General features: G+C 73.7%; 24 protein-coding genes. 3 read left to right on the top strand and 21 right to left on the bottom strand.

Translation table 11 applies throughout. The features are described from left to right. Positions 1-47 precede the first annotated feature (47 nt). The 13 genes from ACFWNV_RS03460 to ACFWNV_RS03400 all read right to left on the bottom strand — a co-directional run bounded on the left by ACFWNV_RS03460 (position 48) and on the right by ACFWNV_RS03400 (position 12,214). Positions 48-500 carry a hypothetical protein gene (locus ACFWNV_RS03460; protein WP_383939837.1) on the bottom strand — a complete coding sequence of 151 codons (453 nt, stop codon included), beginning with the start codon at positions 498-500 and terminating at the stop codon, positions 48-50. A gap of 207 nt (positions 501-707) precedes the next feature. After that, positions 708-1,133: a hypothetical protein gene (locus tag ACFWNV_RS03455; RefSeq protein WP_383939833.1), complete on the bottom strand. Its 426-nt coding sequence runs from the start codon at positions 1,131-1,133 to the stop codon at positions 708-710. Then, complete coding sequence (locus tag ACFWNV_RS03450; RefSeq protein ID WP_383939830.1) at positions 1,130-1,453, bottom strand: hypothetical protein; 324 nt, start codon at positions 1,451-1,453, stop codon at positions 1,130-1,132. Before ACFWNV_RS03450 ends, ACFWNV_RS03455 begins: the two co-directional genes overlap by 4 nt. Further along, a complete protein-coding gene (locus tag ACFWNV_RS03445; protein WP_383939827.1) occupies positions 1,450-2,481 on the bottom strand; it encodes a GTPase family protein in 1,032 nt (343 codons plus the stop codon). Before ACFWNV_RS03445 ends, ACFWNV_RS03450 begins: the two co-directional genes overlap by 4 nt. Before the next feature lie 139 nt (positions 2,482-2,620). Next, complete coding sequence (locus tag ACFWNV_RS03440; RefSeq protein WP_383939824.1) at positions 2,621-4,930, bottom strand: sensor histidine kinase; 2,310 nt, start codon at positions 4,928-4,930, stop codon at positions 2,621-2,623. Beyond that, positions 4,927-5,688 (bottom strand): response regulator, encoded by a 762-nt coding sequence (locus tag ACFWNV_RS03435; RefSeq protein WP_383939821.1) that lies wholly within the window; start codon positions 5,686-5,688, stop codon positions 4,927-4,929. Before ACFWNV_RS03435 ends, ACFWNV_RS03440 begins: the two co-directional genes overlap by 4 nt. 187 nt (positions 5,689-5,875) lie before the next feature. Then, the gene (locus ACFWNV_RS03430; RefSeq protein WP_383939818.1) at positions 5,876-6,094 is read right to left on the bottom strand and encodes a DUF6243 family protein; all 219 of its coding nucleotides are present in this window, start codon (positions 6,092-6,094) and stop codon (positions 5,876-5,878) included. A 207-nt stretch (positions 6,095-6,301) separates the two neighbouring features. Beyond that, positions 6,302-7,213, bottom strand: a complete 912-nt coding sequence (locus tag ACFWNV_RS03425; protein WP_383939815.1) for an SDR family oxidoreductase — start codon at positions 7,211-7,213, stop codon at positions 6,302-6,304. Then, a complete protein-coding gene (locus tag ACFWNV_RS03420) occupies positions 7,210-7,824 on the bottom strand; it encodes a TetR/AcrR family transcriptional regulator (protein ID WP_383939813.1) in 615 nt (204 codons plus the stop codon). The genes ACFWNV_RS03425 and ACFWNV_RS03420 overlap by 4 nt, the downstream gene beginning before the upstream one ends. A 154-nt stretch (positions 7,825-7,978) precedes the next feature. Next, the gene (locus tag ACFWNV_RS03415) at positions 7,979-8,419 is read right to left on the bottom strand and encodes a hypothetical protein (protein WP_383939810.1); all 441 of its coding nucleotides are present in this window, start codon (positions 8,417-8,419) and stop codon (positions 7,979-7,981) included. A gap of 73 nt (positions 8,420-8,492) precedes the next feature. After that, a complete protein-coding gene (locus ACFWNV_RS03410) occupies positions 8,493-9,368 on the bottom strand; it encodes an oxygenase MpaB family protein (RefSeq protein ID WP_383939807.1) in 876 nt (291 codons plus the stop codon). Positions 9,369-9,453: 85 nt separating this feature from the next. After that, positions 9,454-11,562: an MMPL family transporter gene (locus ACFWNV_RS03405; RefSeq protein ID WP_383939805.1), complete on the bottom strand. Its 2,109-nt coding sequence runs from the start codon at positions 11,560-11,562 to the stop codon at positions 9,454-9,456. Between the two features lie 211 nt (positions 11,563-11,773). Beyond that, positions 11,774-12,214, bottom strand: coding sequence for a MarR family winged helix-turn-helix transcriptional regulator (locus ACFWNV_RS03400; RefSeq protein ID WP_383939802.1), 441 nt, complete (start codon positions 12,212-12,214; stop codon positions 11,774-11,776). 237 nt (positions 12,215-12,451) lie between these two features. Between ACFWNV_RS03400 and ACFWNV_RS03395 the strand changes: the two genes are divergently transcribed. Then, complete coding sequence (locus ACFWNV_RS03395) at positions 12,452-13,321, top strand: DUF4394 domain-containing protein (protein ID WP_383939800.1); 870 nt, start codon at positions 12,452-12,454, stop codon at positions 13,319-13,321. Positions 13,322-13,556: 235 nt separating this feature from the next. On the opposite strand, the gene ACFWNV_RS03390 is transcribed toward ACFWNV_RS03395, so the two are convergent. The 6 genes from ACFWNV_RS03390 to ACFWNV_RS03365 form a co-directional block, all read right to left on the bottom strand. Then, positions 13,557-15,266: a sulfite exporter TauE/SafE family protein gene (locus ACFWNV_RS03390; RefSeq protein ID WP_383939797.1), complete on the bottom strand. Its 1,710-nt coding sequence runs from the start codon at positions 15,264-15,266 to the stop codon at positions 13,557-13,559. After that, positions 15,263-16,630 carry a tetratricopeptide repeat protein gene (locus ACFWNV_RS03385; protein ID WP_383939794.1) on the bottom strand — a complete coding sequence of 456 codons (1,368 nt, stop codon included), beginning with the start codon at positions 16,628-16,630 and terminating at the stop codon, positions 15,263-15,265. The genes ACFWNV_RS03390 and ACFWNV_RS03385 overlap by 4 nt, the downstream gene beginning before the upstream one ends. Positions 16,631-16,715: 85 nt before the next feature. After that, complete coding sequence (locus ACFWNV_RS03380) at positions 16,716-18,272, bottom strand: DUF4331 domain-containing protein (RefSeq protein WP_383939791.1); 1,557 nt, start codon at positions 18,270-18,272, stop codon at positions 16,716-16,718. 628 nt (positions 18,273-18,900) lie between these two features. Continuing rightward, positions 18,901-19,023, bottom strand: a complete 123-nt coding sequence (locus ACFWNV_RS03375; RefSeq protein WP_383939788.1) for a hypothetical protein — start codon at positions 19,021-19,023, stop codon at positions 18,901-18,903. A 43-nt stretch (positions 19,024-19,066) separates the two neighbouring features. After that, a complete protein-coding gene (locus ACFWNV_RS03370) occupies positions 19,067-21,724 on the bottom strand; it encodes a DUF6493 family protein (RefSeq protein ID WP_383939785.1) in 2,658 nt (885 codons plus the stop codon). Next, entirely contained in the window at positions 21,721-23,136 is a 1,416-nt protein-coding gene (locus tag ACFWNV_RS03365) for an SWIM zinc finger family protein (RefSeq protein ID WP_383939782.1), read from the bottom strand. The genes ACFWNV_RS03370 and ACFWNV_RS03365 overlap by 4 nt, the downstream gene beginning before the upstream one ends. 277 nt (positions 23,137-23,413) lie before the next feature. Between ACFWNV_RS03365 and ACFWNV_RS03360 the strand changes: the two genes are divergently transcribed. Continuing rightward, on the top strand, positions 23,414-24,136 hold the full coding sequence (locus ACFWNV_RS03360) for a dienelactone hydrolase family protein (RefSeq protein ID WP_383939779.1): 723 nt from the start codon (positions 23,414-23,416) through the stop codon (positions 24,134-24,136). A gap of 230 nt (positions 24,137-24,366) precedes the next feature. Further along, positions 24,367-24,837: a hypothetical protein gene (locus ACFWNV_RS03355; protein ID WP_383939776.1), complete on the top strand. Its 471-nt coding sequence runs from the start codon at positions 24,367-24,369 to the stop codon at positions 24,835-24,837. A gap of 49 nt (positions 24,838-24,886) precedes the next feature. Here ACFWNV_RS03355 and ACFWNV_RS03350 read toward each other — a convergent pair whose 3' ends face one another. Both ACFWNV_RS03350 and ACFWNV_RS03345 read right to left on the bottom strand, forming a co-directional pair. Then, positions 24,887-25,438: a GNAT family N-acetyltransferase gene (locus tag ACFWNV_RS03350; protein WP_383939774.1), complete on the bottom strand. Its 552-nt coding sequence runs from the start codon at positions 25,436-25,438 to the stop codon at positions 24,887-24,889. Between the two features lie 73 nt (positions 25,439-25,511). After that, positions 25,512-26,522 (bottom strand): questin oxidase family protein, encoded by a 1,011-nt coding sequence (locus ACFWNV_RS03345; protein WP_383939771.1) that lies wholly within the window; start codon positions 26,520-26,522, stop codon positions 25,512-25,514. Positions 26,523-26,593: the final 71 nt, after the last annotated feature.

Raw genomic sequence — 26,593 nt, 5'->3', positions numbered from 1 at the left:
TCGCCATCCGGTCGCGGATGGCGAGGACCCCGCCGGTCCCAGATGGTTCAGCAGGCGAGGGTGAGCTCGTGGACCACCGGGGCGGCCGGGCGCGGGTACGCGGTCACGCCGAAGGTGCCGCGGACGGTCGCACCGCACCGAACGGTGACGGCGGTGGCGCGCACCTCGAGGGTGGCGCCGGTGAAGAGGAGCGGCTTGACCTGCGTCCGCGGTGCCGCGGTGCCGACGACCTCCACGGACAGGGTGGTGAGCAGTTCCTTGGCCGCGGGCTGCGGGCTGCCCGGGGAGGGCGGGCCGGCAAGTCCGACCTTGCCGTAGAACGTGATGGCCGTGCCGGTGATCTCAGCGCACACCCGTGTGGCCAGTCCCGCCTGGAGACCGGAGTTCCCGCAGGAGGTGACCGTCTCGATCGGGTCCGCCGGCGCGGCGGCGACGGCCGGGGTGATCGTGCCGACGGCCAGACTCAGGGCAGTGGCTGCGAGCAGGGCTAAGCGGTTCATCGCGGTTCGTTCTCCTTCTGGGGGAGCGCCGTCCGAGGGCTCTCGGCCAACGCTTATGACATGTGATATTTCACATTACATTAGAACGGAACGTGTTCCCCGCCTGAACTCCACCGGGCCACATCACGACACTCTCCCCGCGTCCGAGCCCGGGCCCGGACGCGGATCCCGGCTCCGGTCCCCCACCGGGCCGGGTCCGCGGGACCCTCAGAACAGGGTCCGTACCAGGCTCCCGACGACGCGTCCCGCAGCCGCTCCGAGCGCGCCGGCCAGCGCGTCGGTGAGGTGTCCGAGCCACGCGCGGAAGGACGCCTCGCCCGACCGGCGGATCTCGGCGAGGTCGCGGCCCTGCTGGACCAGGATCTCGACCAGCAGGGTGGCCACCCGGATGATCTCCCTCAGGGCGGCCTCCACCTCGGCCGCCTCGAACCGGCGCCCGCAACTGCAGTGGAACCGCGTCTCCCACACGCTCCAGGTCCCCCGGCAGCCCGCGCACCGCACCCGCGCCGCGTCCGGGTCCACGTCCAGCGTCCCGCCGTCCCGGCCGCCGGCCGGGCAGTCCCGGTGCCTGCTCGCACTCCAGGCGCGGGAGCAGGCCGGGCACGCGGGGAACGGGAACTCCACCCACGTCATGCGCGTGCCCCCCACGGCCGGTCGCCGGGCGACGGCACCTTGCGCGCCCTGCGGTACCCGTCGTGGTAGGCGCCGACGAAGGTGTGGCCCGCGCGCCGCGCGATGGAGCCGACGTCGTCGAAGAACGCGTGGACCCGTGCCAGGGAGAGCCCCAGCGCCGCCGAGAGGCGCTGGGCCACGCTGTCGACCCACAGGCGGAAGGAGACGTCGGAGAGCCGGACGATCTCGCGCCGGTTCTCCTCGTTCTCGGTCATGGCGGCCCACACGCGGTCGAGGAGTGCGTCGAAGTCGACCTCGGCGCCCGCCGGTTCCGTGTTCATCGGCCGCTCTCCTGCTCCACGCGCCGGGTGAACTCCAGGAACAGGGCCCGGTTCTCCACCAGTTCGCGCCACTTCGCCTCCGGCAGCGCCGCGAACGCCTCGGAGAGGCGGGTGCCGGTGGCCGCGGCGGCGGAGGCGACCGGCTCGGTGGCGGCGGCGGGTGCGGCGGGTGCGGCCTGCGCGGCCTGCGCGGCTTCGACGGCGGCCTGGGGCCGGACTTCGGCGAGCATGCGGGCCGAGGCGGCCTTCAGCAGCTTCCGGTCCACCTTGGCCGTGAAGTCCGCGAGGTCCATGCGCCGCTCCAGCACCCAGCGCCGTTCCTGCGGGACCGCCCGCATCATCTCCTTGAAGAGCGCCGTCAGGTTGTAGTGCTGGCGCGCCGAGTAGGTCACCGCCCCGCCGTGCCAGGCGGGCAGGATCCGGACGATCTTCTCGGTGAAGTCGGCGGCCCGTTCCCGCAGGGCCTCCAGCTGGCGTGCGGACGGCAGGTTGGCGCTCCGGTTCCAGTCGTGCGGATCGATCTCGTCGGCCTTGTTCAGGGCCAGTACGAGGCGCTCGGACAGGTCCGGGGCGCTCTGGCCGAGGAGGTCCGTGAGCGCCTGCTGGACGAGGTGGACGCTGCGGTCCTCGGCCGGGTGCACCCAGACGATCGCGTCGGCCGTCGGCAGGACCCGCAGGTAGAGGTCCATGTAGCGGCGGTAGTTGGCCACGTCGTCGCCGATGCCCGGCATGTCCACCACCTCCAGCATGCCCCGCCGGCCGCTGACCTCCTCGACCTGGATGGCGTAGGCGTGGTCGGTGGTCGCCCGGGTGTGCCCGACCGGCTGGCCCGCGTTGAAGAGGGCGTTGACGGTGGTCGACTTGCCGACTCCGGATTCCCCGATGAGGACCAGGCGCGGCGGGCGCTCCGCGTCGAGGGCCGCGTCGTACCCCCGTAGCAGCGCTTCCTGTTCGGCCGCGGTGAGGGCGTCGGACCGACCCGACGCCGCTTGCAGTTCCTTGCGGAACGTGTGGACGAGCCTCTTCACGGTGTCTCCCTGGTGAGGTGCGCCGGGGCGGGATCCGGGGCTCCTCCCCGGCCCTTCGGCGCCCCTCGATGCTCGCGGCCCGGACCCCCTCCTGGCTGTCCCCATCGATGGGGACAACACCGCTCGCCCCGGCTCCCGTTCAGACCGTACGGACGCGGGCCTCGACCCAGGTGGACTCCGTGGCGTCCTCCACGACGGCGCTGAGCCCGGCCACCGCCTCGCGCAGGGCATCGGCCCGCGGCCCGTCCCCCGGCAGGACGACCAGGGCCGCGTCGACGGTGTCCGCCGACGCCGTCACGCTGAGGACGAGCTCCGCGGGGGTGGGCCCGGTACCCAGGGCGGTGGTCAGCAACAGGCGCAGCAGGGCGGGCGGGTGCGGGTCGTCCGCGTCCGACTGGATGGTGACGACGCAGCCCGCGGTGCGGGCCGCGCTCAGGAGGTCGCGTGCCGGGCGGTCGAGCACCCCGGGGATGTGGATCTCGTCGCGGACGGCGTAGCCGAGCAGCCGGGCCGTGTCGCGGACCTCGGGGTCCTGCGGAGAGCGCAGTCCGGTGGCCGTGGCGTCGAGGAAGGGCAGGACCTCCTCGCCCAGATCGGCGAGGCGTCGGCGGTGCAGGGCCGCGCGGGCGTCGCGCACGGCTTCGCCGGCGAGGGCCGCGGCGCGGTCCGCGTTCGCACGCGTGGTCACCCCGCCGAGGCGGGCGACCGTGCGGCCGATCGCCAGGCCCATGAACACGCCGAGGGCCGGGGCGGACAGGGCGGGGAGGGCCAGGGCGACCGTCCCGCCGAAGGTGGGGGCGATGGGCGGGCCGGTGAGCACGATGAGGACGACGCCCGCCTGCTCCAGCGCCATGGCCGTCAGCGCCTCCCGTGCGGGCCGCACGATCACCAGGAGCGTCAGCAGCGGTGTCACCGCGCCGACCGGCCAGGAGGTGTAGTCGGCGAGGCCGGCCAGGGGCAGCACGAGGAAGCTCCCGAGCGCTCCCCCGACGGCGAACGCGCAGGCCGCCCAGGCGGCGCCGCGACCGATCCCGCTGCCGGCCCGCAGCAGCAGGGCCACGGTGACGGCGGCCAGGACCGCGTACCAGGCCGTCAGCCAGAGCGCCCCGGGGACGTGCCGGGTGTGGATCACCGCGACGATGCCCATGACCAGGAGGAAGGGCAGACAGACGGCTGCCAGCGGGCGCCGGACGTCGCCGATGGCGGCGTTCATCTGCTGCACTTTCAGGGGAACCGGCCGGGCCGCCTTCTCCGCCTTGTCCGCCGTCCCGCCCGTCGCGCCCGTCCGCCCGGCTGCGTCCCGGTCCCGGACACCCTGTCGTTCCCCGTCGGCGGGGGCCGGCCACTCCAGGCGTACGGCCGTTCCGCGTCCCGGTGTGCTGAGGACCTCCGCGCGCCCGCCCACGGCCTCCATGCGCCGCATCATCGAGCGGCGGACGCCCACGGACGACCCCCTCAGCTCCTCCCGTACGAAGCCGGAGCCGTCGTCGGTGATGCACAGGACGAAGCCCGTGCCGCGTTCGTGGGCCGTCAGGTCCACCCGTACGGTCCGGGCACGGGCGTGGTCGGCCACGTTGCGCAGGGCCTCCCGGGCCGCGCCGATCGCGGCCTCCGCCACCTCGTACGGAACGGGGGCGACGCGGTCGGCCGCGATGCCCGCCCGGATCCCCTGCGGCGGCACGAGGGCGCGGACCAGGGAGGCCAGATCGGTGCGGCCCTCCTCGCCGCCCGGGGCCCGGGCCCCGGCGATGGCGGCCACGGCCCCGCGCGCCGCTTCCCGTACCCGCTCGGCCGCGATCCCCGGCTGGCCGATGGCGCGCAGGGCGGCGCTGACCTCGTCGTGCAGCATGCCCTGGAAGTCCCGGTGGGCTTCGCGCCGGGCGGCCGCCCGTGCGGCCTCGGCACGGGCCGCCGCGGCCCGGCGCTCGGAGCGGTCCGCGCCTTCGCCGGCGGCGCGCATGAGCGGGCCGAGGACCGTGGCGGCCACCGCGGTCGCCACGGGCGGCCAGATGCCTTCCGCGGCCGCCGCCGGACCGTCGGCGGGCCAGCTCGTGCCGAGTTGGGCGGCGAGGGCGGCGAGGCAGGCCCAACGGCCGGCCGTCCGGGGCAGGAAGCCTGCGGCGAGGAGCACGGCGGACACGGTCGGCATGCAACGCTGCCCGATCACGACGTACGGCGCTCCGCCGGCGAGGACGAGGACCGGGTGTGCGACGACGGCGACGGCGACGGCCGCCAGGGCGTCGGCCCCGTTCAGCCGGACCCGTATCCCCCGGACCACGAGGTGGAGGCACAGCGCGACGAAGGCGACCGCCACGGCCGTCACCCCGGGCGGCGGCCGGTCGCCCGAGAGCGGGACCGTCGCCCAGTTGACGGCGAACAGGACCGAGACGGCGGCCACGGAGCGGGACAGCCCGGCTTCGACCCCGTCCCGGTAGGAGTGCCCGGTCATCGCCCCGGGGTGTGGGGCCGCTCCGGGGCTTCGGGCCGCTCCGGACCGATGTCTATGTGGCCGTCGGCGACGGCCCGCCAGACGATCTCGGTGTTCTTCCCGAGGAGACCGTCGCCGGCGTCCGTGTAGGCCTCGATGGCCCGCTTGCGGTGCGTGCGGACGGTGTCCTCGGTGATGTGGAGGAGCTTGGCTATCTGCCCGTGCGGCAGGCCCCGCGCTATCAGTTCCAGCACCCGGTGCTGTTGCCGGGAGAGCCGGATGCCGCCGCGCGGGTCGTTGACGATCTGGTGGGCGAGCCGGCTGGACACGTACGCCTCTCCGGCGTGCGCGGCCCGGACCGCCTCGGCGAGCCTGGCCTGCGGGTCCTCCTTGAGGACCAGGCCCAGGGCGCCCGCGTCGAGCGCCCTGCGGATCAGGGCGGGCCGCTGCTCGGTGGTGTAGGCGAGCACGCGGGCGCCGGTGGCCCGGAGCCGTCGCACGTTCTCGCCGATGTCGCTGTCGTCGCGCAGCCGCAGGTCGAGCAGGACGACGGAGGCGGTGGCTCCGTCCTCCTGGGCGAGGAGGGAGTCCACGTCCTCCGCGATCGCCACCAGGGCGATGTCGGGGGTGGTACCGGCCAACGACGCGCGCAGCCCGACCAGGACGATGGGATGGTCGTCGACCGCGGCCACCCTGATGGGGGTGGGCGTGTCCTGGGTGGGCGCATCCTGGGCGGGCTTGTTCTGGGCAGGCGCGTCCTGCGCGTGTAATGGATCCACGGTTCCCCCCACGGCCCGGCTCGTGCCGGAATCGTATGCTCCGCCGGTCCGGCCCGCGGTGCTTTCGTCCGTTCCGCCTCGGACCGCGACCGCGCGGGCGGACCGCTCTGCACCGGCCCCAGCGCCCGCACCCCGCGTCGAGGCGCGTGCGCTGCCCCGTGCGGTGCCGCCCAGGGGCGGCGCTGCGTCAGCTCTGTGCGGAGTCGTCGTCCGTCTGAGCGGCGCCCTCGGCTTCGCCGACGGCCTTCTCGCGCATCTTGCGGACGAGCTCCGCCTTCTGGTCGGCCGCACCCTGGCGGTCGAGGTTGCGGTGCGGACCGTTGTTCGCCCGTTCGGCACGGGACAGCCGCTTGCGCTGGCCGCCGCCCTGGCCAATAGGGTTGTTGATGTTCTTGCTCACGGTCACGGGTTCTCCAGGTAATGATGTGAATGATCTACGGCTGCATCGGTGAGGGACGGGCGGCGACGTCGACGACGAACGTCAGCAGAGGCCCATCACGCTCTCACTCGTAAATCGGCGTCTGGAAGAACATACAAAGACGTTACCCGGTTCCTTGGGCCCCGCGGACCACCACACGGGCGGCATGAGACATCTCACGTGCGCCGTTGGCCACTACAGCGAGTCTCCGAGGGGCCCGAACTCCTCCTGGAGGTTCTCCGCCCAGTGGGCGGCGAAGTCCGGCTGTGTGCCGTCGGCATCGGTGAAGCCGTACTCCTTGTACAGGTCCCAGGTGGCCAGGGCCCGTCCGGTCCTGGCCATGACGTCGGGGTCGGCGGCCAGTGCGGCAACGGCCCGGCCGAGGTAGGCCGGGGTCTCGGAGTGGGCGAAGTTCGGGTCCTGGGCCGCGGCGTCGCGCCAGTTGGCCTCGGTGACGCCGAAGTGCTCCAGCAGGGCTTCCGAGCGCAGGAAGCCGGGGGTGAGGGACACGGCCGCGACGCCGTGGGGCCTCAGCTCGGCGGCCTGGGCGACGGCGAGGCGGATGACCGCGGACTTCGCCAGATCGTAGAAGAACGTGCCCCGGTAGCGGGCGGTGTTGCCGTCGGTGACCTCCACGACCAGGCCGCTCTTGCGGGCGACCATGAGGGGGAGGGCGAAGCGGCTGGTGATGACGTGGGTCTCCACCGCCTGGCGCAGCAGCCGCAGACCGGTGTCCAGGTCCTGCTCCCACAAGGGGTGTTCCCAGTCGGTCAGCGGGTCTCCGCCCCAGACGGAGTTCACCAGGATGTCGAGCCGCCCGTCCTGTTCGGCTGCGATCTTCTCGACGAGGGCCCGGACCTCCTCGGGGCTGCTGTGGTCGGTTCGTACGGGAATGCCCAGGCCGCCTGCCGCGGTGACCTGCTCGGCGGTCTGCTCGATGGTTTCCGGGCGGTCCAGGTCGGAACGCCCACCCGTACTGCTGCGGCCGGTGACGTACACCGTGGCGCCGGCGGCGCCGAGTTCGACGGCTATGCCCCTGCCGCCGCCCCGGGTACCGCCGGCCACCAGGGCCACCTTTCCGGCCAGCGGGCGTGCGTCGGTCGTCATGATTCCTCCAGGTGCTGGGAGTCGCGCGGCGGAAGGTGCGGGGACAGCGCGTAGGCGAGTTCCTGCCGGAGCCGCGCTTCGAGGGTGCCTTCGCGTTCGAGTGCCCACGTCAGGCCCGCGCCGGCGATGACCACCTGCACAGTGCGGGCCAGCGCCGCAGTATCGGTTCCGGGCCGGAGCTCGCCCGTGTCGGCCGCCTCCGTCAGGAGGTCCTCGATCGTGCGCCGGTGCGTGCGGTGGATGGCGAGGGCGCGCTCGTAGAGCTGCGGATCGGCGAGATCCATGCACAGGAACGCCAGATGATGGGCGAAGGTCTCCGGCGTGGCCATCACGGCCGCCGACTCCACCGTCAGGGCCGCCAGGGCCGCGAGCGCCGAGTCGTACGACTCGCGCACGCGCCCGGCCGTCTCTCTCGCGTCCTTCTCGGACTGGTCGGCCAGCGCCAGGAGCAGACCGCGCTTGGAGCCGAACCGCTGCACCAGGGTTCCCGGCACCAGCCCGACCTCGTGCGCCACGGCGGCCAGTGTCAGACCCGCCGGACCCACCCGGCCCATGACCTGCGCCGCCGCACGCAGGATCACCGCGTCCTCGATCCCTCGGGGTCGTCCCATCACCGCCACCCTCGCTTTAATAAATGCACGTGCATTTATTAAAGCGGACAGGACCTTCGAACGGAAGGGCCCGCCCATGAGGGCGGGCCCGAACAGCGCGACGGACAGCGGGACGGGCGGTGGTGGTGCGGGCGGCGGTGTGGGTGCTCCCCGGTCAGCGCCGGCCGGCGGCCAGGACGACGAGGAACTGGCCGCCGCCGGGCTGGATGTCTGTGGTCACCGGCATCCCCGGTACCAGCCGGGAGAAGCGGTCCACCAGCCAGTCCGCCGCCTCCTGGGCGTCCTTCTTGGTCGGGCAGCGGCCCACCATCTCGCGGCCCCCCTTGCGCTCCAGCCGTTCGGCGACGGCGATCAGCGGCGCGGGTTCGACCACGTACAGGCGCTCGGGCCAGGCGATGACCACCTTGACCGCGCCCTTGCGGGTGTTGCATCCGCGGTGCGCGAGCCGCTCGGCGACCTTCGCCTTCCGGTCGGCGGTCCGGCTGTCGACACTGGGACCCCGCGGGTCGTTCACCGACTCGTCGGGGTCGACCGGCTCGTCACACACCCAGCACCGCCAGCCGTCACGCTCGGCCACATCATCAAGAAGACTCATCCGAGCAAAGTACCTGCCCGGCCGCCACCCCGCGTACCAGGGCGTCGGCCGGGGCGCGACCCGGCGGACGGGGTTACGAGGCCCGGCCCGGCGGTGGGGCCATCGCCCAGCGGATCGACCGGGTCAGGGCCCGGCCGGACAGCCGTACGCAGCCGTCCACCGGGGCGGTCGCGCGCCGCAGGCCGAGCATGCCCGACGCCCAGGAAGGCAGCAGGGCGGTCGCGTTCGCGGCGAGCAGCGCGTACGGAGCACGGGCCGGCCAGGGCAGGGGCGGGTGGCGGAGCAGGAAGCGCGCCGCTTCGAGCGCCTCGGGCGTGGCCTGCAACTCCGGCCGGTACGCGGTCAGCAGGGCCAGCAGCGAGGACCGGTCCCGGGGTGGGTCCGGCACGCCGAGGGCCGTGGCCACCCGCGCGGCGTCCGCGACGTAGGCGTCGTATCCGGCCGCGTCCAGCGGGTGCGCGCCGAAGCGCTCGTGGGCGCGGAGGAAGCTGTCGACCTCCGCCGCGTGCACCCAGCCCAGCAGGTGCGGATCGGCGGCGCGGTAGGGCGTCCCCGCCGCCGTGGTGCCGCGCACCCGCTCGTGGACCGCCCGGACGCGGTCGACGGCGAGCTGCGCGTCCTGCGCCGTGCCGTAGGTGGTGACGGCGAGGAAGGTGCTGGTGCGCTGGAGCCTTCCCCACGGGTCGCCGCGGAAGCCGGAGTGCGCCGCCACGGCGGTCATGGCGAGGGGGTGCAGGGACTGCAGCAGGAGGGCGCTGAGGCCTCCGATGAACATCGAGGCGTCGCCGTGGACCGTGCGGATGGGGCGGTCGGGGCCGAACCAGCGAGGCCCCGGTGCGGTGTGGATGCGTACGCGGTTGGCGGGACCGGATGGTCCCGCCACGCGGCTGAACAGCGTCGAGCCGAGCCGTTCCCGCAGGTTCCGGTCGCCGGCAGAGGGCTTGTCCATGGTGGTGTCCTGCCCGCCCGGAGCCCGGTTCAATGCTTCGGCCGGGTCCGGGCGGGTCCGGGCGGAGCGCCCCGGGTGGACGGGGTCAGTGCTGTGCGTCCCTTTCGGTGGCGCGGCTGAGCGTGCCGGGCCACCATGCGGCCGGGCCGATGTCCCGGACGAGGGCCGGTACGAGGAGGGACCGGACGACGAGGGTGTCGAGGAGCACGCCGAAGGCCACGATGAAGGCGATCTGGAGCATGAACGCCAGCGGGATGACACCGAGCGCGGCGAACGTGGCGGCGAGGACGACGCCCGCGGAGGTGATCACGCCTCCGGTGGCCACCAGTCCTCGCAGTACTCCCTGGCGGGTGCCGTGCAGAAGGGATTCCTCGCGGACCCGGGTCATGAGGAAGATGTTGTAGTCGACGCCGAGGGCCACGAGGAAGACGAAGCCGTAGAGCGGTACGGAGGAGTCGGTCCCGCTGAACCCGAGGATCTGCTGGAACACGAGCGCGGAGATGCCCAGGGTCGCGACGAAGCTGAGCGCGACGGTGGCGACCAGGAGGACGGGCATCAGGACCGAGCGCAGCAGCCCGACGAGGATGATCAGGATGATCACCAGGACGACGGGGATGATGAGCATGCGGTCCTGCTCGGCGGTGCGCTGGGTGTCGTACTGCTGCGCGCTGTAGCCGCCGACGACGGCGTTCGCGTCCGGTACGGCGTGGACCGCCTCGCGCAGTCGTACGACGGTCTGCTGCGCCGCCCTGCTGTCCGAGGGCGCCGCGAGCGTGGCGTCGAGGCGGACCCTCCCGTCGGCCACGAGCGGTGCGCCGCCCGGCGGCCCGGGTGCGGTGAAAGGGGTGACGGCGGCGACGCCTTCGGTGCGCTCGGCCGCCCGCACGACCTGGTCGAGCCGGCCGGCGTCCGCGATCACCACGGCCGGGTTGCCCGATCCGCCGGGGAAGTGCTCGCTCAGGGTCTGCTGGGCGGCCACCGACGGGGCGTCGTGCACGAAGATCTCGTCCAGCGGCACTCCCTTGGCGTTGAGCGTGGGGGCGAAGGCGGCGCAGGCCAGGAGGACGGCGAGGCTGAGGGCCCAGACCTTGCGCGGGGCGCGGTCCACCACGGCGGCCACGCTCTTCCAGATTCCGTGCCCGGCGCCGGCCTCGGCGGTGTGGCCGATCCTGGCGGGCCAGTAGGCGGCGCGGCCGAGCAGGACGAGGACGGCGGGCAGGAAGGTGAGGGTGCTCAGCACCGCGCACACGATGCCGATCGCCCCCACCGGGCCGAGGGCGCGGTTGTTGGTGAGGTCGCTGAGCAGCAGGGCGAGCAGGCCGAGGGCGACGGTGCCCGCGCTCGCCGTGATCGGTCCGATCGAGCGGCGCAGGGCGGCCCGCACGGCGGCGAACCGGTCCGGGCGGGCCTGGAGCTCCTCGCGGAAGCGTGCCGTGAGCAGGAGGGCGTAGTCGGTGGCCGCGCCGATGACGAGGATCGAGAGGATGCCCTGCACCTGCCCGTCGACGCGGACGATCCCGTGGTCGGCGAGCACGTAGACGATTGCGCAGGCGAGTCCCAGGGCGAAGACGGCCCCGACGATGATCACTACGGGGAGCAGCAGGCTGCGGTAGACCAGCAGGAGGATCAGCAGGACGGCGGTGAGGGCAACGGCCAGCAGGAGTCCGTCGATTCCGGCGAAGGCGTCGGCGAGATCGGCCTGGCTCGCGGCGGGGCCTGCCAGTTGGGCGACGGTGCCCGGGACCTGCGCCGCGGCCGCCGCGATCTCCTCCAGGGTGCGGGGCAGCTCCTCCCCCAGGTCGGGCGGGAGCTGTACGACGCCTTGCAGGGCGCGGCCGTCGGCGGAGAGGACGGCGGGTGACGCCGGGGCGGAGGAACCCGTAGACCGGTCGGCGCCGCTCAGGCCGGCCAGGGCCCGTGTGGCCTCCTCCTGCTGCCGGGGTCCCAGCTTCGCGCCCGGCGTCTTCGCCGTCCACACGACGATCACGGGCAGGCTCTCCTCCTGCCGGAAGGCCTTCTGCGCCTCGACGGCCCGGGTGGACTCGGCGCTGCGCGGCAGGAAGGCGGTCTGGTCATTGGTGGCCACCTCGCCGAGCTTGCCCGCGTACGGTCCCAGCCCGCCGCCGATGAGGAGCCAGGCGACGAGCAGGACGACCGGGATCAGCCATCGGGTGAAGCGGGGTGAGGCAGGCATGGCGCTCCTGGGTGTCCATCGATCTATCTCGACGATTAACAATCTCAATGATCGAGATAGATTAGACGACGGGCGGTGCGTCTGCCAGGAGGGCGTGGCTGCGGTGCCGGCCGTGGCTCTGCTGCCGGCCGTGGCCGGGGCCGACGTGTTCGTCCGTACCCCGTCTTCGCCGGGAAGGGCCGGTCCGGATGCATGCGGACCGGCCGGGGATTCAGCGCCCCGGTGCCCGCAGGTCGCCGAGTTCCTCGTTCATGGCGGCGAGGAACCGCAGGACGACCGCGAGTTCCTCCTCGCTGAAGCGCTGCCGGGCGCTGTCGGTGGCCTCGGCCAGGGGCATGAACGAGGAACGCGCCGCCGCCCTGCCCTGGTCCGCGTAGCGGATGTGGACGACCCGGCGGTCCTCGCTCTCCCGGGAGCGGGTGATGTGCCCGGCGCGCTCCAGCCTGTCGAGGCAGGCCGTGACGGCGCCCGAGGTGAGGCCGAGGTGCTCGCGCAGCCGGCCGGGGGTGAGGGGCTCGGCGCTGTCGAGGATGACGGACAGGGCCTGTACGTCCGTCGGGTGCAGTCCCTGGCCGTGCGCGAATCCGTGGACCAGACGGTTGATCTCCCCGTTCAACCGCCTCAGTTGCACGGCGAACGCATGGAGGCTCACCTCCCCGTTCCCTTCCGGGACGCCTCCGCTGGAATTCCGCACATTCGTATGGGCCACCGGGTCAGCGTATAGAAGGCGGGCGGCCGGACCGCAGGTCGCGTGGTGCGCGAGCTTTCCCCGGCGCATTCGAGTGGTCTTCGCCGCCGGGACCCATTCGGTAGGGCGTGCGCACCGAAGACGCCGTGGACGTGTCGCGGATGTCGTGACACGCCGCCGACGTCTCCTCCAGGAGTGCTCATGCACGCTCGCTTCCTCCCCGCCCTCGTCTGCACCGCGGCTGCCGCCGTGCTGGCCGCGCCCGCACTCGCCGGCGCCGACGGCCACCGGCCCGCCGAACGGACCGCGTCCGGCCCGGCGCTGCACGCGATCGGTCTGACGTCGGATCAGCGGCTCGTCGAGTTCGCCGTCGACAAGCCGGGCAGGACCTGGGACCTGGGGAAGGTGTCCGGCCTGTCCGGCGACATGAAGATCGTCGGCATCGACTTCCGCGTTCAGAACGAGAAGCTCTACGGCGTGGGCGACCGGGGCGGCGTCTACACGCTGAGCACCGAGTCCGCGAGCGCGGTCAAGGTGTCCCAGCTGACGGTGGCCCTCACGGGCAGCTACTTCGGCGTCGACTTCAACCCGGCGGCGAACCGGCTGCGGGTCATCAGCGACACCGGCCAGAACCTGCGCCACAACATCGACGACACGGCCGCGCCGCTCACCACGACCGTGGACGGAACGCTCACCAACCCGACCGTGCCGCCCTCCACCGCGCTCGGGGTGACCGGGGCCGCGTACACCAACAACGACCTGAACGCGGCGACCGCGACCACCCTGTTCGACCTCGACACCATGGCCGACCGGATCTCCCTCCAGTCCCCGGCCAACGCGGGCAGCCTCTCCCCCACCGGGAACCTCGGAGTCGACGCGGGGCCCGCCGCCGGCTTCGACATCCACTACAGCGCCGAGAAGTCCGCCAACAGCGGCTACGCGGCCCTCGGCACCGCCGGCGCCCGGCGCCTGTACGGGATCAACCTGCTGACCGGCGCGGCACGCGACCTCGGCGCCTTCCCGAAGAACCGCCCGGTCACCGACATCGCCCTGCCGCTCGACCAGCACTGACCCACGGTCCGGGGCCGTACACAGGGTGCGGCCCCGGACGCACGGCGCGCAGGCCTGTGTTTCAGCCGAGCGGCCGGCGTGCCAGGGCCAGCACGTGCATGCTGGTCACGGCGAGTGGGTCCGAGCAGCAGCACCGCATCGAACTCCCGAGCATGCCACCGCCCGCCGCGGGGGCGCTACCCGCAGCGGGCGGCTCCGTGCCCGGCACGGCGGCGTCCGCGCAGGCGCGTTCCGCTCACAGGCCGGTGAGGGCGCGGGCCGTGAGTCCGACGCCGACCAGGAGGACGAGTGCCGAGGTGGCGGCGGGTCCGATGCGGCCGAACACCTTCAGCCGCGTGGAGGCCCGTTCGGCGGTGCGGGCGCTGATGCGGTCGCGCAGCCGTACGAGGAGGAGGCCGGCCAGAGTGAGCGTGGCGGCCATGCCGATCCCGTAGCCGATGACCAGGAGGATCCCGAAGGCGGTCCGGCCGAGGGCCACGGCGCCGAGGAGGACGACCAGCGCCGAGGGACTGGGGACGAGGCCGCCCGCGACGCCGACGGCGAGGAGCGACCAGCGCCCTCGACGTGCCGGAGGCGGGGTGTGGTGGTGCGGGTGGGCGTACGGGCGTCCCGTGGCGGTTTTCGTCAGGACGACGGTGTCGCCGGTGGGGGCGGCGGGTGTCGTGTCGGGTGCTCGACGTGAGGACGGCAGGGTCGTCGGGGGCTCGTGGGCACGGCCGGGGTGTTCGTCGTGCGCGTGTCCGTGCGCGTCGTCTCCGTGCGCGTCGTCGTGGTCGTGATCGTGGGCGTGATCGTGGGCGTGATCGCCGTGGTGGTGATGGCCGTGGGCGTGGCTGTGGCCATGACCATGGCCATGGCCGTGCTGGAGGGGGCGGCCGCGTAGGGCCGAGTGCAGGAGCCGCACGCCGATGGCGGTGACGAGGAGGCCGCTGGCCAGGCCCAGCCAGCCGAGGACGGTTTCACCGGCCAGGTGGGTGGCGAGCGGGAGGGCCAGGCCGAGGGCGAGCACGCCTGCGGTGTGGGTGAGGGTGACGGTGACGCCGACGGTGACGGCGTCGCGCGGGGTTCCGCGGCGCCCGGCCAGGTAGGCAGCCATGATCGTCTTGCCGTGGCCGGGCAGGGCGGCGTGGGAGGCGCCGAGGACCACGGCGAGGAGCAGGGCGAGGAGGCCGACGGGCACGGTCAGTTCGCGGCGGCCGACGAGTGAGTCGAAGAGGGCGGAGACCCTGTTCAGCACGGCGGTGACGGGGCCCGCGCCGGGCAGTCCGGGCGGCAAGATCCGGGCCGCCGGTCCCGGTCCGGGCGCGGTCCGCAGGTCGGCGGTGTGCTGGTCGAGCGGGTCGGAGAGCGGATTCTGCGGATAGCGGCGCAGGCGGTCGGTGGTGGAGGCCTCCGGGACGGTGGAGGTGGTGAGGGTGACGCCTTCGCCGCGGGCGGTGATCTCGCGCCAGCCGATGCGCCGGGTGTCGTAGTGCGTGACCACGTGGACCCCGGACGGTGAGGTGAGGTGCGCGTCGGCGGTGAGGCCGCAGGTGAGGCGACTGGTCTCGAGTCCGGCCTCGCCCGTGTGGAAGGTCAGCCGGTCCGCTCTCCGCTTCCACGAGAGGTTCATGCCGCCCACGTCCGCGGCCAGTTGCCCGGCCAGTGCGCTGCATGCCGACTCCGCGTACGCGCCCTGCTCGCCGGCGGTGAGGGATCCGTCGTGGTCGCGGTCGATGAGGGGGCGCTCCTGTGCGGCGGCGATCTCGGCACGGTCGACCACGATCTCGGCCTCGACCGCGTCGGGGCGCAGGATGAGGCTGGTCGCGTAGTTGACCGTGAAGTTGCCCAGCGGGTGCGCGGGGTGTGCGGCGGCGGGGTGGGCGGAGGCGAGGAGCCCGAGCGGGGTGAGGAGGGCTGCTGCGAGCGGGGCGGCGGTCAGGCGCCGGCGGATGGTGGGGTTCATGGGGTGCCGTCGATTCGCCGGAGGGCGTCGCGCGCCGCGGGGGCGTGGAGCGGGTGGAAGGAGGGGTCGACGGCCAGTGCCTGCCGGAGGTCGCGGCGGGCGGCCGTCGGGTCGCCGAGGGCCTGGTGGATGGCTCCGCGGTGGTAGAGGAAGAGCGCGCTGCGCGTGCCGAGTGCGAGGGCTTCGCCGGTCTGGCCGAGGGCCTCCCGGTCACGGCCGGCCCGGTGCAGGGCCCAGGCGTAGGCGTCGTGGACGGCGATGAACGGCCTTTCGCGCAGGGCGGCTTCGGCCATGGTGACGGCCCGGCCGGGGCTGCCGTGGTCGGCTTCGAAGAGGATCGCGTCGGTGTCGGCGGGCGCGCCGGCTGCCCGGCGGAGCGTTTCCTGGGCGCGCAGGACCGCGTACTGGGCCTCGGACTGGTCGCGGTGGCCGAGAGACTGCTGAAGTTCCCCTAGTGCCAGGAGGTACTGGGGCAGGGGGGCCCTCGCGATGGCCGCGGTGTAGTCGGCGACCGCCCGACCGGACTGCCCCAGGGCCGCGTGGGCCTTGGCCCGGGCTTCCAGCAGGCCCGCGTCCTGCGGCGCGATGGCCAGCCCCGCCTCCGCCCGACGCAGGCCGGTGGCGGCGTCGCCGTTCTCCAGGGCGAGGGAGGACAGGTGGGTGAGGGCGAAGGCGCGCTCACCCGGGGTGCCGGCAGCCCGTAGCGCGCGTTCCATCAAGGCGGTCGCCCGGCCGGTGTCACCGCGGAGTTCGAAGGTGTAGGAGGCGCGGGCCAGGGAGGCGCTGTCCGGTCGCAGGTCGGCCATCTCCTGGACTGCTTCCTCCGCTTCCTCGTACCGGCCGAGCTGGGTGCGGGCATCGGCGAGCACCCCGTAGGGGGCGGGGGTGGCGGGGCTGGTCGCGATCGCCCTCTCGGCCCAGGTGAGGGCTTCGCGGAACTGGTGGCGGGCGGCGGCGAGGGCGCCCATGCCGATCTCGGCGTGCAGGTTCTCCGCCGGCTGGAGCCGGAGGGAGTGGCGCAGGGCCTTCTCCGCCTGGGCGTACGTGGCCTGGTCGGCGGTGGTGCGGGCCTGCTCGACCAGCGCCAGGCCGAGGTCCGCCCAGCTGACCGGGTCCTTCGGCAGGCGTACGACGCGTTCGCGCAGCGCCGCGATCCCGCGTGCCGGGCCGGAGGCGGGTGATGCCGTGGCCTCCGTGTCCGGGCCGCTCGGGCCGGACGGGGAGAGGCCGATCGCGCCGACGGTGAACATGACCACGCCCAGCGCGAGGGTGATCGCGGTGCTGCGCAGATGCCGGCGGCTGCGACTGCGGCGGCTGCTACTGCTCCGGATCGCGGGAGCGGGTTCGTCTTCGGGCCGTTGCACGGGATCCTCCCCGGGGAAGTGCGGCAGTACGGGTTCCGGGCGGGAACCGGAGGACCCGCCTCGGCCCCGCCCGGAACACGTCGGATCAGCTGGTCTTACGACCGCGGCGCAGGCGGAAACCGCCCACACCGAGGAGCAGCGCGCCGAGACCGCCCAGGGCCGCGGCCTTCGAGTCCCCGGACCTCTGCATCGCGGCGGGGCCGCTGTTCACGGACTTGGTCTGCGGGAGCGCCAGGTAGGGGAACGAGGTGCCGAACGGCACGTCGTTGGCGTTGACCTTGTCGCCGTCGGCGAGGGCCGGGACGAGTTGGCCCGTCTGGGCGGCGCCTTCGACGGCCTGGAGGGAGATGTCGATGACGTCGTCGGTCAGTCGCCGGCCGTTGGGGAAGCCCGCGAGGTCACCGGCCAGGACGCCGTACCGGTTGGGGTTGGCGGTCGGCGGCACGGCCATGTTCAGGCGCAGCTCCTCCGCGGGCACGATGTCCCGGCGCTTCGCGTCCTTGTTGAGGCTGTGGGCGTTCAGATCGGCCTGGATCGGACCGCACGCCTTGCAGATGCCCGTCAGGTAGATCTCGAAGAGGTCCCTGCGCGGGGCGGGCGGGGCCGGGATGCCGTAGACCTGCTGGATCAGCTTGGGCAGGATCGGGTCGAGGACCTTGTCGACGACCGGCTGCACGGTGCGGTCCTGGTCCGGGTTGAGCGTGTTGAAGGCGTCCTTGTACTTCAGCGGGACGACGACCTCGTTGACCAGCGGGTTGCCGAGGCGGGAGACCTGCTTCCACTTGTCGCCGTGCTGCTTGTCGCGGGAGTCGGAGACCTGCACGCCCTGGCGGTCGGTCGTCGACCACACCCCGATGACCGGGTTTCGGGTCGTGTTCCCCTTCAGGGCGAGCTGCGACTTCGGGATCTGCAGGGCGACGGAGTTGACGTTGTAGCCGGCGAGGGTGTCCTGGCCGCGCTCGGACAGGTTGCCGCCGTAGAGGAGGTCGAAGACCCGCAGGTCCGCGAAGAACGGGTCCTCGGCCTGGCCCGCGAAGGTCTTGCCGCCGCCGGGAACGTTGCGGATGGCCTGGTTGCGCAGGGCGGCGTAGTTCGGCATCGACGCGGGTCCGACCCGCGAAGGGGCCGCGGGCACGTTGGAGAGCAGGACCTTGCTCTCGTTGCCGTGGGAGACCACCAGGTCGTAGACCTGCCGGAAGTTGAGGTCCGGGTCGGTCAGCGAGGTCACCGGGCCCGTGTTGTAGAGGAACTGGTTCGCGGAGTCCTGGTAGCTGTTGCGGAAGCGCCAGGTGTAGGTGATGTCGGAGACGCCGTCACCCGTGTTGTCGATCTTGATGTTGTAGCGGAGGTCCTCACCGAACGCGTAGAAGTTCGGGCCGCCGTTGGGCTCCTCGAACGGGATCCAGTTCGCCAGGAAGGTGACCGAGTCCGGGCGGTCGAAGCTGGTGTACGCGTATACGTCGGTGTTGTCCGCCCGGGGGTCGCCGGCGATCAGCGGGGCCTCGCGGTGGCTGGACGCGGCGCTGACTCCCGGGGCCAGGGTGAGGACGGCAAGGCCGGTCGCCAGCGCGCCGGCGCCCAGGACGAGCAGGGACTGGTCGAGCACGCGCCGCGAACGGGGCCGTGCGGAAAGGGACTTCAAGGGTGTTCCTCTCGACTGCGAACCCTGGCCGCCGCACACACCGGCACGGCCGGACAGGGACATTCAGGTGGGGTGCCCACTCGGTCGGACAGGCAGCGCGGCCCCGCGGGGCATCTGCGAGGGGCACTCGCCTTGCCGCCACGGCGCCGCGTGCGGGCCGGCGGGACCGATACCGGTGCCCGCACCTGCCTCTTCGCCGGGGCACCACAGGCGGATTGGCCTGCGCAGGTCCGTTCCCTCCAAGGGCTGACCCCGCTAGTGCATCTGGCCGACCGTTTCACCCCTGCCCGCGCCGGGGCGCACCGCCGTGCCGGGCGTCGAGGGCGTCGCGTTCCTCAGGACCGCACTGGCAGACCTGCTGCGCTCCGCGGTCACCGGCGTCACCTCCGGGGCGGGTTGACGTCCACCACCGGGCGCCTCGCCCCATCGCGCCGCCGGCATTCGCCTCACCCGGAGCGCGCACACGGGACCCGCGGTGGAGATCCACGTCGTGGTGCTGCGCGGCCACCGGGTGCTGGACGTGACCCGGGCCGGTCGCACCGCCGTGCAGGCCCTCCACCCGTCGACGGCGCAGCCGGTCCCGGTCACCGTCACCGTGATCGGGATCGTCTTAACGGCTCCGGTCGGATCAACTGGTCCATCCGGGCAGGTGCATGCCCAGCAGCAAGGCCTCGCGCTCCCCCGGGTCCGCTCGCTGGGCGAGCCCCTGGAGGAACCGCCGGGACAGCATGCGCGAAGACGTCGTGCTCATAGGACAATCCGTCCGTGATTCCGTGACGACCCCCCGTACGAGATCACCCGTATGCCGGAGCCGGTGCGTTGCGGTGGAGGGCGTCGCGGAGGCGGTTGGCCTGGGTGACCAGCCGGGAGCGGCCGGGGCGGGTCGCGGTCTCGGCGAGGCCCGCGGGCTCGGGTGACGACGCTCCCGACTGCTCCACGCAGTCGGCGGCCGTCGCGAGGAGGTCGCCGGCGCCCCGGGGGTCGGCCCTGCCGGTCAGCAGCACGGGGAGCACGGCGCCCAGGACGGCCCAGGTGGTCGCGCAGGCGCCGGTCGCGGCGGCGGTGCGCAGCGAGTCGGCGAGCCGGTTGGGTTTGACCGTGCCCAGGTTGAGAAGCTCGCCCAGGTCCCCGCCCAGGCGTTCTGCGTCCAGTTCCTCCCGGGCCGCGAGGGTGAGCAGCGCGTCCACGGCGCGGAGCCGGTCCTCGGCGTGGCGGGCGCCGAGCCCGGTGGCCACGGCGAGGTGCAGGGCCGGACCGGCGGGTCCGCCGGCCGCGGCGAGTCCCGGGAGGGCGCTGAGGCCGCCGCGCCCTTCGTGGACGGCGCAGGCCGTGACCTCGGGGAGCCACCAGGCGGCCAGGGTCTCGCGGTCCTCGGGCATGGCCGCGATCAGCAGGCCGTCGGTGTGCGCCCCTCCGTCCCAGCACCGGTGGGCGGCCTTGCGGGCCTGCGCGAGCTCGTGGAAGGCGTCCGGGAACTCCCGTAGCACGGTGGCGCGTGGGGCCGTGTCGAGTACGAGGTGCGCGGGGGTCTCGCCGTACGCGTACGGCACGGCCGGCGCGGTGCGGCGGGTGATCGCCGCGGGTGCTCCGGCCTCTCCGAGCCAGGCGGCCAGCCTGTCCCCCTCCGGTGTGCCGAGGGCTGCTGCGGCGGGAGCGGCGGCGGGGTCGCGGCGTACCCGTAGCAGGGCCTGCGCGAAGTCCACCGGGGCGGGCTGCTCGCCGAGGTGCCCGTAGGCGGCGAGGCGCTCGACGAGCACCCGGGGGTCCAGGGTGCCGGTCTGCTCGGTGGGCGCGGCGAGCAGGAAGGGCAGCGGCCGGGTCCTGATGTGCCGGGCGGCCTCGGTCAGGCGGGCGTGGCCGGCGACGGTGAACGCCGTGTGGTGGCAGTCGCTGCGCCAGCTCCCGAGCGCCTCCGGCTCTTCCCCCGTCTGCTTCGCGTCCAGGACGGCGGCGGCGACGTGTGCCAGTCCGGCGAGTTCGCCGGTGTACCAGTGGGCGCGGGCGGGGTCGAGCCACCACTGGCCGGCGAGCGCCGGACGCAGCGCCGCGGCGAGGGCCGCGCGGTCCCGGTGCGCGTGCCGGACGAGGCCGTCCAGGGCTCGCTCGAACTCCTCGACCGTCGATGTACGGGAGTTGATGACGGCGGTGACGAGTTCCACGGTCTCCGCGACCGTTCCAGGAGCCGGGGCGAGCGGGACCGCGACCGGGGGCGGCGGAAGGAGCTCCTGGTAGGGGGCGGTGTCCTCGGCGGGGGCGGCGGCGTCCTGTCCGAGGAGTTCCACGGCACGGGTCCGGTGGGCCGGGCTCAGCGACCGGGCCTGCCAGGCGAGTTCGGCGCGCAGTGCGGGGTCGCCGGTGAGGTGGAGGGCGGCCAGCTTGAGGGCCCGCTCCTGGATGTCGGTGTCGGTGTGCCCGAAGGCTTCGCCGAGCACGGGCAGCAGCTCGGGGGCGGTGGCCGGGTCGCGGCGGAGCTCTTTGCCGATCAGTACCAGCTGGGCGCGGACGAGCTTCTTCTCGGGTCGGAAGAGGACGGCCGCCGACATCTCGGCGAGCAGTCGGGGGGTGAGGTGGCCGGCCGCGGCGAGCCGGGCCAGTGTCTGCTGGGCGTACCCGGCCACCGGAGACGGGGCGTCGGCGGTCAGCGCGATCCAGTCGGCGGCGCGCTCGCGTTCCTCGTCCTCGGTCGGACGCAGCGCCTGCCAGATGGCCTGGTAGGGCTTCAGGTGGTGGTACTTGCCGCCGCGCAGGAGGCGGGCCGTGCATCCGTCGAGGAGGACGGCGCGGTCCACGATGCCGTCCGCGGCGAGGCCGGTAAGGACCGCCGGCCATTGGTGGGGATCGTCCGGGTCGCAGCGCCAGCCGAGGGAGCGGACCGGCTCCGCGGTCTCGAAGAGGCACGGCACGAGGGCTGCGACGTGCGGGTCGTTGCGCAGGGCGTGGGCGAGCGGGGCGCGGGAGGTACCCAAAGCCATCGCCCAGCCTTCGACGCAGCCGTCGGTGGTGGGCATCGGGCAGCGGGCGATCCGGACGAGTTCGCTGATCAGCGGGTAGTCCTGCTCGGCGGTGGCGGCGCGGGCGGCCAGCCGGTGGGCGAGGTCGCCGAGCCACGCGGGGTCCCGGTCGGCCAGGACGTCGAGCAGGATGCCCAGGGGCAGTTGCTGCCAGCGGCGCATGTCCCGGGCGCCGATCCAGGCGGCGGCCGCTGCCGAACCGGTGTGGCAGCGGGCTCCGGCGACCACCAGGGCCGGGTACATCAGGTCCCGTTGCTGCCAGCCGTCCCAGCCCTGGGCGCGCAGTTCACCGCGCAGCTCCTTCAGGCCGGCGAGCAGGTCGCGGCGCTGCGTGCGGTCCAGCGGTTTCAGGAGTCCGGGCAGTTCGGCGGTACGGCCCCTGCGTACCGCCTCCAGGACGCCGGCGGCGGGAGCCTGCTCGGGGGTGGAGGTGCTGTTCATCGGGCGGCTCCGGTGGAAACGGTGCTGGTCGCAGGGGCAGCGGGGGTGGCGGCGGCGCGGAGGGCCATCCGGGTGGCGAGTGCGTGTTTGCAGGGGCCGCGGCGGCCTCGGTGGTCGGCCCACCACTGGCAGGTGCAGCTGAGGGCGCCTCCGGACTCGCGCACCTGGTAGCGGCGTTCACCGGAGACCACGACGGAGGTGCCGGTCCCGTCCAGGGTGACCGCGCCGGCCTCGAGCAGCGCGCGGGCGGCGACGAGGCGCGGGTTGTGGCGTTCGGCGCGGCGGGCGTCGTAGGGCAGTTCCCGGTGGAAGTACGCGGCTTCGGCGATGTCGTAGCCGACCCGTCCGGCGGTGCCCAGGCGGGTGAGTGCGGCCCGGACCCGCTCGGCCGGGAGGCCCGACTGGTCGGCGAGGTCGGCGGGGTCGATGCGCGGTTCCCAGGCGAGCAGGACGGAGATCAGCTCGGCGTCCTCGGCCGCCGCATCGGTCTCGAGGGCCTCCAGGACGGCCCCTTCGCCGGAGAATCCGCGGTCCGCTTCCGGGGAGAGGGTGAGGGTGAGCCGCATGCCGGGCAGGCCGATCTCCCATGCGGAGGCGGTGGGGTTGGCGCCGTCCGCCGCAGGACCGTAGACGCGCAGGCCGGTGGCCTGACGCAGGACCCGCTGGAGGGCGGCGAGCCGCTCGGGGCCGGGCAGGCAGACCGCGCCGGGGACGGGCCGGGTGGTGGGGCGCAGGGCGCGGCCCGCGGGGACCACCCAGAGCGGGCCGCCCGCGGCTCCGCCGCCCGCCGGGGTGCGCGGGAGGGAGCGCAGGAAGCGGGCCGTCTCGGCGGGGCCCAGTTCGGCACGCAGGTCGAACCCGGTGGTGATGGCCTGGGACTCGGCGAAACCGCGCAGCCAGCGGTCGGGCAGCGGCACCTTCTTCTCGACGACCGGGCCGTCCAGGGTGGTGACCGCCATCTCGTCGGGGCCGACCCGCAGGTGCAGCGGATCGTCGCCGGTGAGCCGGGACAGCGCCTCGCGCAGCGGGTTGTTGACGTCGACGTTCGTGGTGCCGTGGCCGGTGTCGGCGCCGCGCAGGCCCTCGGGCAGCACGTCGAGGCGGGCGTACACGCCGCAGCAGCCGGAGAAGGATTCGAAGCGCAGCCGGTCCCCGTTGCCCGTGACGACCGGGTCGAGGGAGGCCCGTAGGGTGCGGCGGTGATAGCGGGCCGCGGCCACGTCCGCGACGGCGAGCAGTGCGCGGGCGGCTGCCTGAGGGGCACTCAGGAACCCGGCGAAGAACTGCGGGTGGGCCTCGGCCCCGGCCGGGGTCAGACCGCCCGCGGTCTCCAGTCCGAGGGACCGGCCCGCCCCGGCGGAGGTCAGTGAGGAGGCGCGGGCATAGGCGAAGGTGTGTGCGGTTCGCGTCATGAACGGGACGTTAGGGGGAGCCACTGACAACGCCGCCGGGACCGTGGACGGGGCGGGAACCGGCGGCGCCCGTACACACGACGGGCTTGCATGGGCGGCGCGCGAAATTCGTTTTACGGGCCGCGGCGGCCCCTGGTACGTTCCCGGAGGCCGTGCAGAAGAACGAGGAGGTGGTACCCGTGAACGCAGTATCGACATGGGTGCTCCCCTCCGGGGTCACGGTCGGACGATAGGTCGTCCGGGAGCGCCTCTCTGAGCACTCCCGAAAGGCACGACCATGGAATTCACTTCTGAGCAGCGTCTCGACGACGGCGTCATCGAGCGCGAGTTCACCCTCGGCGAGATCCCCGGCACCCTGTGGACGCCCGGATCCGCCGCACCGGCCCCGCTGATCCTGATGGCCCACAACAACGGCCTGCCCAAGAACCAGCCCCGCCTGATCGCCCGGGCGCGGCACTGCGCGGCGGCCGGCTACGCGGTGGCCACCATCGATGCGGCCGGCTGCGGTGAGCGGCCCCGATCCGCCGCCGACGAGCAGGCACGTGACGGCCTTCGCCGGGCGATGCGGGCGGGCGAGCCGGTCGAGGAGATCTTCGAGTCCCTCGTGGGCCCGCTGGTCGAAAGGGCGGTCCCGGAATGGCGGACCACCCTGGACGCCCTCCTCGCGCTGCCCGAGATCGGCGGCCCGGTCGGGTACTCCGGGTGGACCGCCCTCGGCATCCGCCTCGCGGTGCTCGATCCGCGGATCGCCGCCGCGGGCTTCTTCGCCGGGGGCTTCGTGCCGCGCGCCCAGCGCGAGGAGGCCCGGCAGGTCACCGTTCCGCTGCTCTTCCTCCTGCAGTGGGACGACGAGGGGAACCCCCGGCAGCGGGCCCTGGACCTGTTCGACTCCTTCGGCAGCAAGGAGAAGACCCTGCACGCCAACCTGGGCGGCCACACCGGCACCCCGTGGTTCGAGGTGGAGGACGGCAACCGCTTCCTCGACCGGCACCTGAAGTAACCCCGGCCCGGCACCGGACCACCGGCAACCGGTAGCCGGCCCCATCGGATCCGCCCCGACCGCCACGGAACCGCCCTCCGGCGGTACCGTCCGGTCGGGGCGGCGCCCACTCAGAGGCTCCAACACCGCAGCGCCTTGCGGGAATTCGACTTCGATCCGGTTCGGTAACACGGGCTCCACAGTTCGGACGCATCCGGTATGACGGGAAGAGTCCTGCGAAGGGGGATCCTGTGGCGACCGCGATCATTGCAGTGCTGGGCACTCTGCTCGGTGCCTTTGCGGCGGGACTGATGCAGCATCGCATCACTCTCTCTGCCCGCCGTGACCGTGACCGGCGGGCCCTCGCGGCTGCCGTGGCCGGCTTGCTCAGTGCCGCGACCGACCATCGCCGCCACCACTACCTGAAGCAGGCGAGTCGCAGAGCCGGCGGCGAGGCCCCGCCTCCTGAGGCCGCCGAAACCCGGGCCGCGCGGTGGGAGGCGAAGTCGGCGATGACCAAGGCACTGACTGCGGTGACCCTCGAGACGGACGATCCGGAGCTTCTGCGACGGGCAAGGGAGCTGGTGGAGGCGTCGCGGGAGGTGGGCGACCCTCCGCGCGACGACCATCCTCCCGTCGCGGGCTCGGGGAACCGTAGCCGTCAGGCGCACGTCGCCTTCGAGACGGCCGCAGCCCAGTACCTGAGGCGCGCCCGGCGTTGAGCAGCAGGACCACCGGGTCCGGGCTCGGGGATCGGCCGAGGTGGCCGATCTAGGGTGCGGCGGGGCGCTGGGCTCCGGGGGAGAGGCGGTAGATCACGCTGGGGCGCAGGGGGCCGGCCGGGACGGTCATGTCCTCGTAGTCGTCGGCGGGGTCGTGGGTCATGCCGAGGCGGCGCATCACCGCCTGTGACGGGAGGTTGGTGGCCGTCGTCAGCGCCAGGAGTTGCGGCAACTCCAGGGATGTGAAGGCGAAGGCCGCGGCCGCGCGGGCGGCTTCGGTCGCGTACCCGTGTCCCCAGGCCGAGCGCGTCAGACGCCAGCCCGCCTCCACCCCCGCGACGGGTACGTCTTCGGCCACGGGAGCCAAGCCGGTGAGTCCGATGAACTCGCCGGTCGCCGCGGCCTCCACCGCCCACCAGCCCCAGCCCCGCCGGTCGAGGTCGGCTTGGAAGCGAGCTGCGGACGCCTCGCTCTGCTCGCGCGAGAGCACGCTCGGGAAGTACCTGCGGACCTTGGGATCGGCGTTCATGGCCGCCCACGGGCCCAGGTCGGAGTCCCGCCACCCGCGGAGTACAAGGCGATCGGTGCGCAGCTCGAACATGATCCCAAGACTAGAACGACCACCGGTTCGGAGGTGATCGGATTTCCGGTCGGGGAAGCGGAGCGACTTCCTGCTAGCGCAGGGGTTCGCTCAGTTCCATGGAGCGCAGTGCTGCCGCCAGGGCCTGCTCGTCTGCGATGTCGAGCGCCGTGTCGGTGAGCTTGATGACGTGTTCGTCGCCGTGCGCGCGGGCCCGTTCGAAGACCTCGTCGGCGGTGAGGGTGCCCGGCGGGGTGTACCTGACGGGGGTGTCGGGTGCGTACATCGCGGTGACGGCCGCGGAGGCCGTCCAGGCGGCTCGCAGGCTGGGTGCCCACAGGGCGGGCGGGAGGGCGGGCAGGGTGCGCAGCACGGCGTTGGGGGCGGTGGCGGCGTGGACCAGCATGACCTCGTCGCCGTGGCCGTGGCTGGCGTAGCGGTGGGTGGCCGCCCGCACCAGCTCGGTGAGGTGCAGTCGTGCCCGGTCGGGGTCCGTGCTCGTGGCCGCCCACACCGGCAGGGCCGTGACGCGGCCGAGCCGGTCGGGGAAGCCGCCCTGCCGTTCGGCGAGGGGAGGCACCGCGTCGAGGGCGGCGGCCGCGCTCGCGGCGCCGGGCAGCGGGGCGAGTTCCGCGACGGGGTGGTGGCGGGCGGCCCAGTAGCCGAGGCCGTGGGCGAGTTCGGCCAGGCGCGGTTCGGTGCTCTCGCCCGCGAGGAGGGTGCGCACGGCGTGGCCGACCCGGATCAGCGGATGGGTCGAGCCGCCGTACATGCCGGGGAGCAGGCGGGGCCACCACTGCGCCAGCACCTCCCGCCAGGGCCGGTCGGCGATCTCCCGCTCGAAGTGGCCGATCCAGTCGGCGGAGCGGCGCGGGTCGCCGAGGGCAGCCTGCCAGTTGGTGGCGGTGACCGGCTCGACGCGCATCGGGAACTCCTCCAGCTTGCCCGCGTAGAGATCGAGCCAGCGGTGTACCGAAGCCGCCTGCCCGTGCGCGGACAGGGCCTCGACGGCCATCGGCGCGTGATTGGTCAGCCGTCCGAGCCGCTCGGGGCCGGAACTGTGCAACCGCTGAAGCGCCTCGTCGAGAATGCCCGTCGTGTCCATGACGACGACCCTAAGGGAGACGCCGGGAGGCCGTAACGGCCGGGAGACCTAGGACCCGGCCTAGGACTACG

Source organism: Streptomyces sp. NPDC058401 (assembly GCF_042722885.1).
GTDB lineage: Bacteria > Actinomycetota > Actinomycetes > Streptomycetales > Streptomycetaceae > Streptomyces.
The sequence above is the reverse complement of the archived record's forward strand: the minus strand, read 5'-3'. Positions and strand labels throughout refer to the sequence as shown.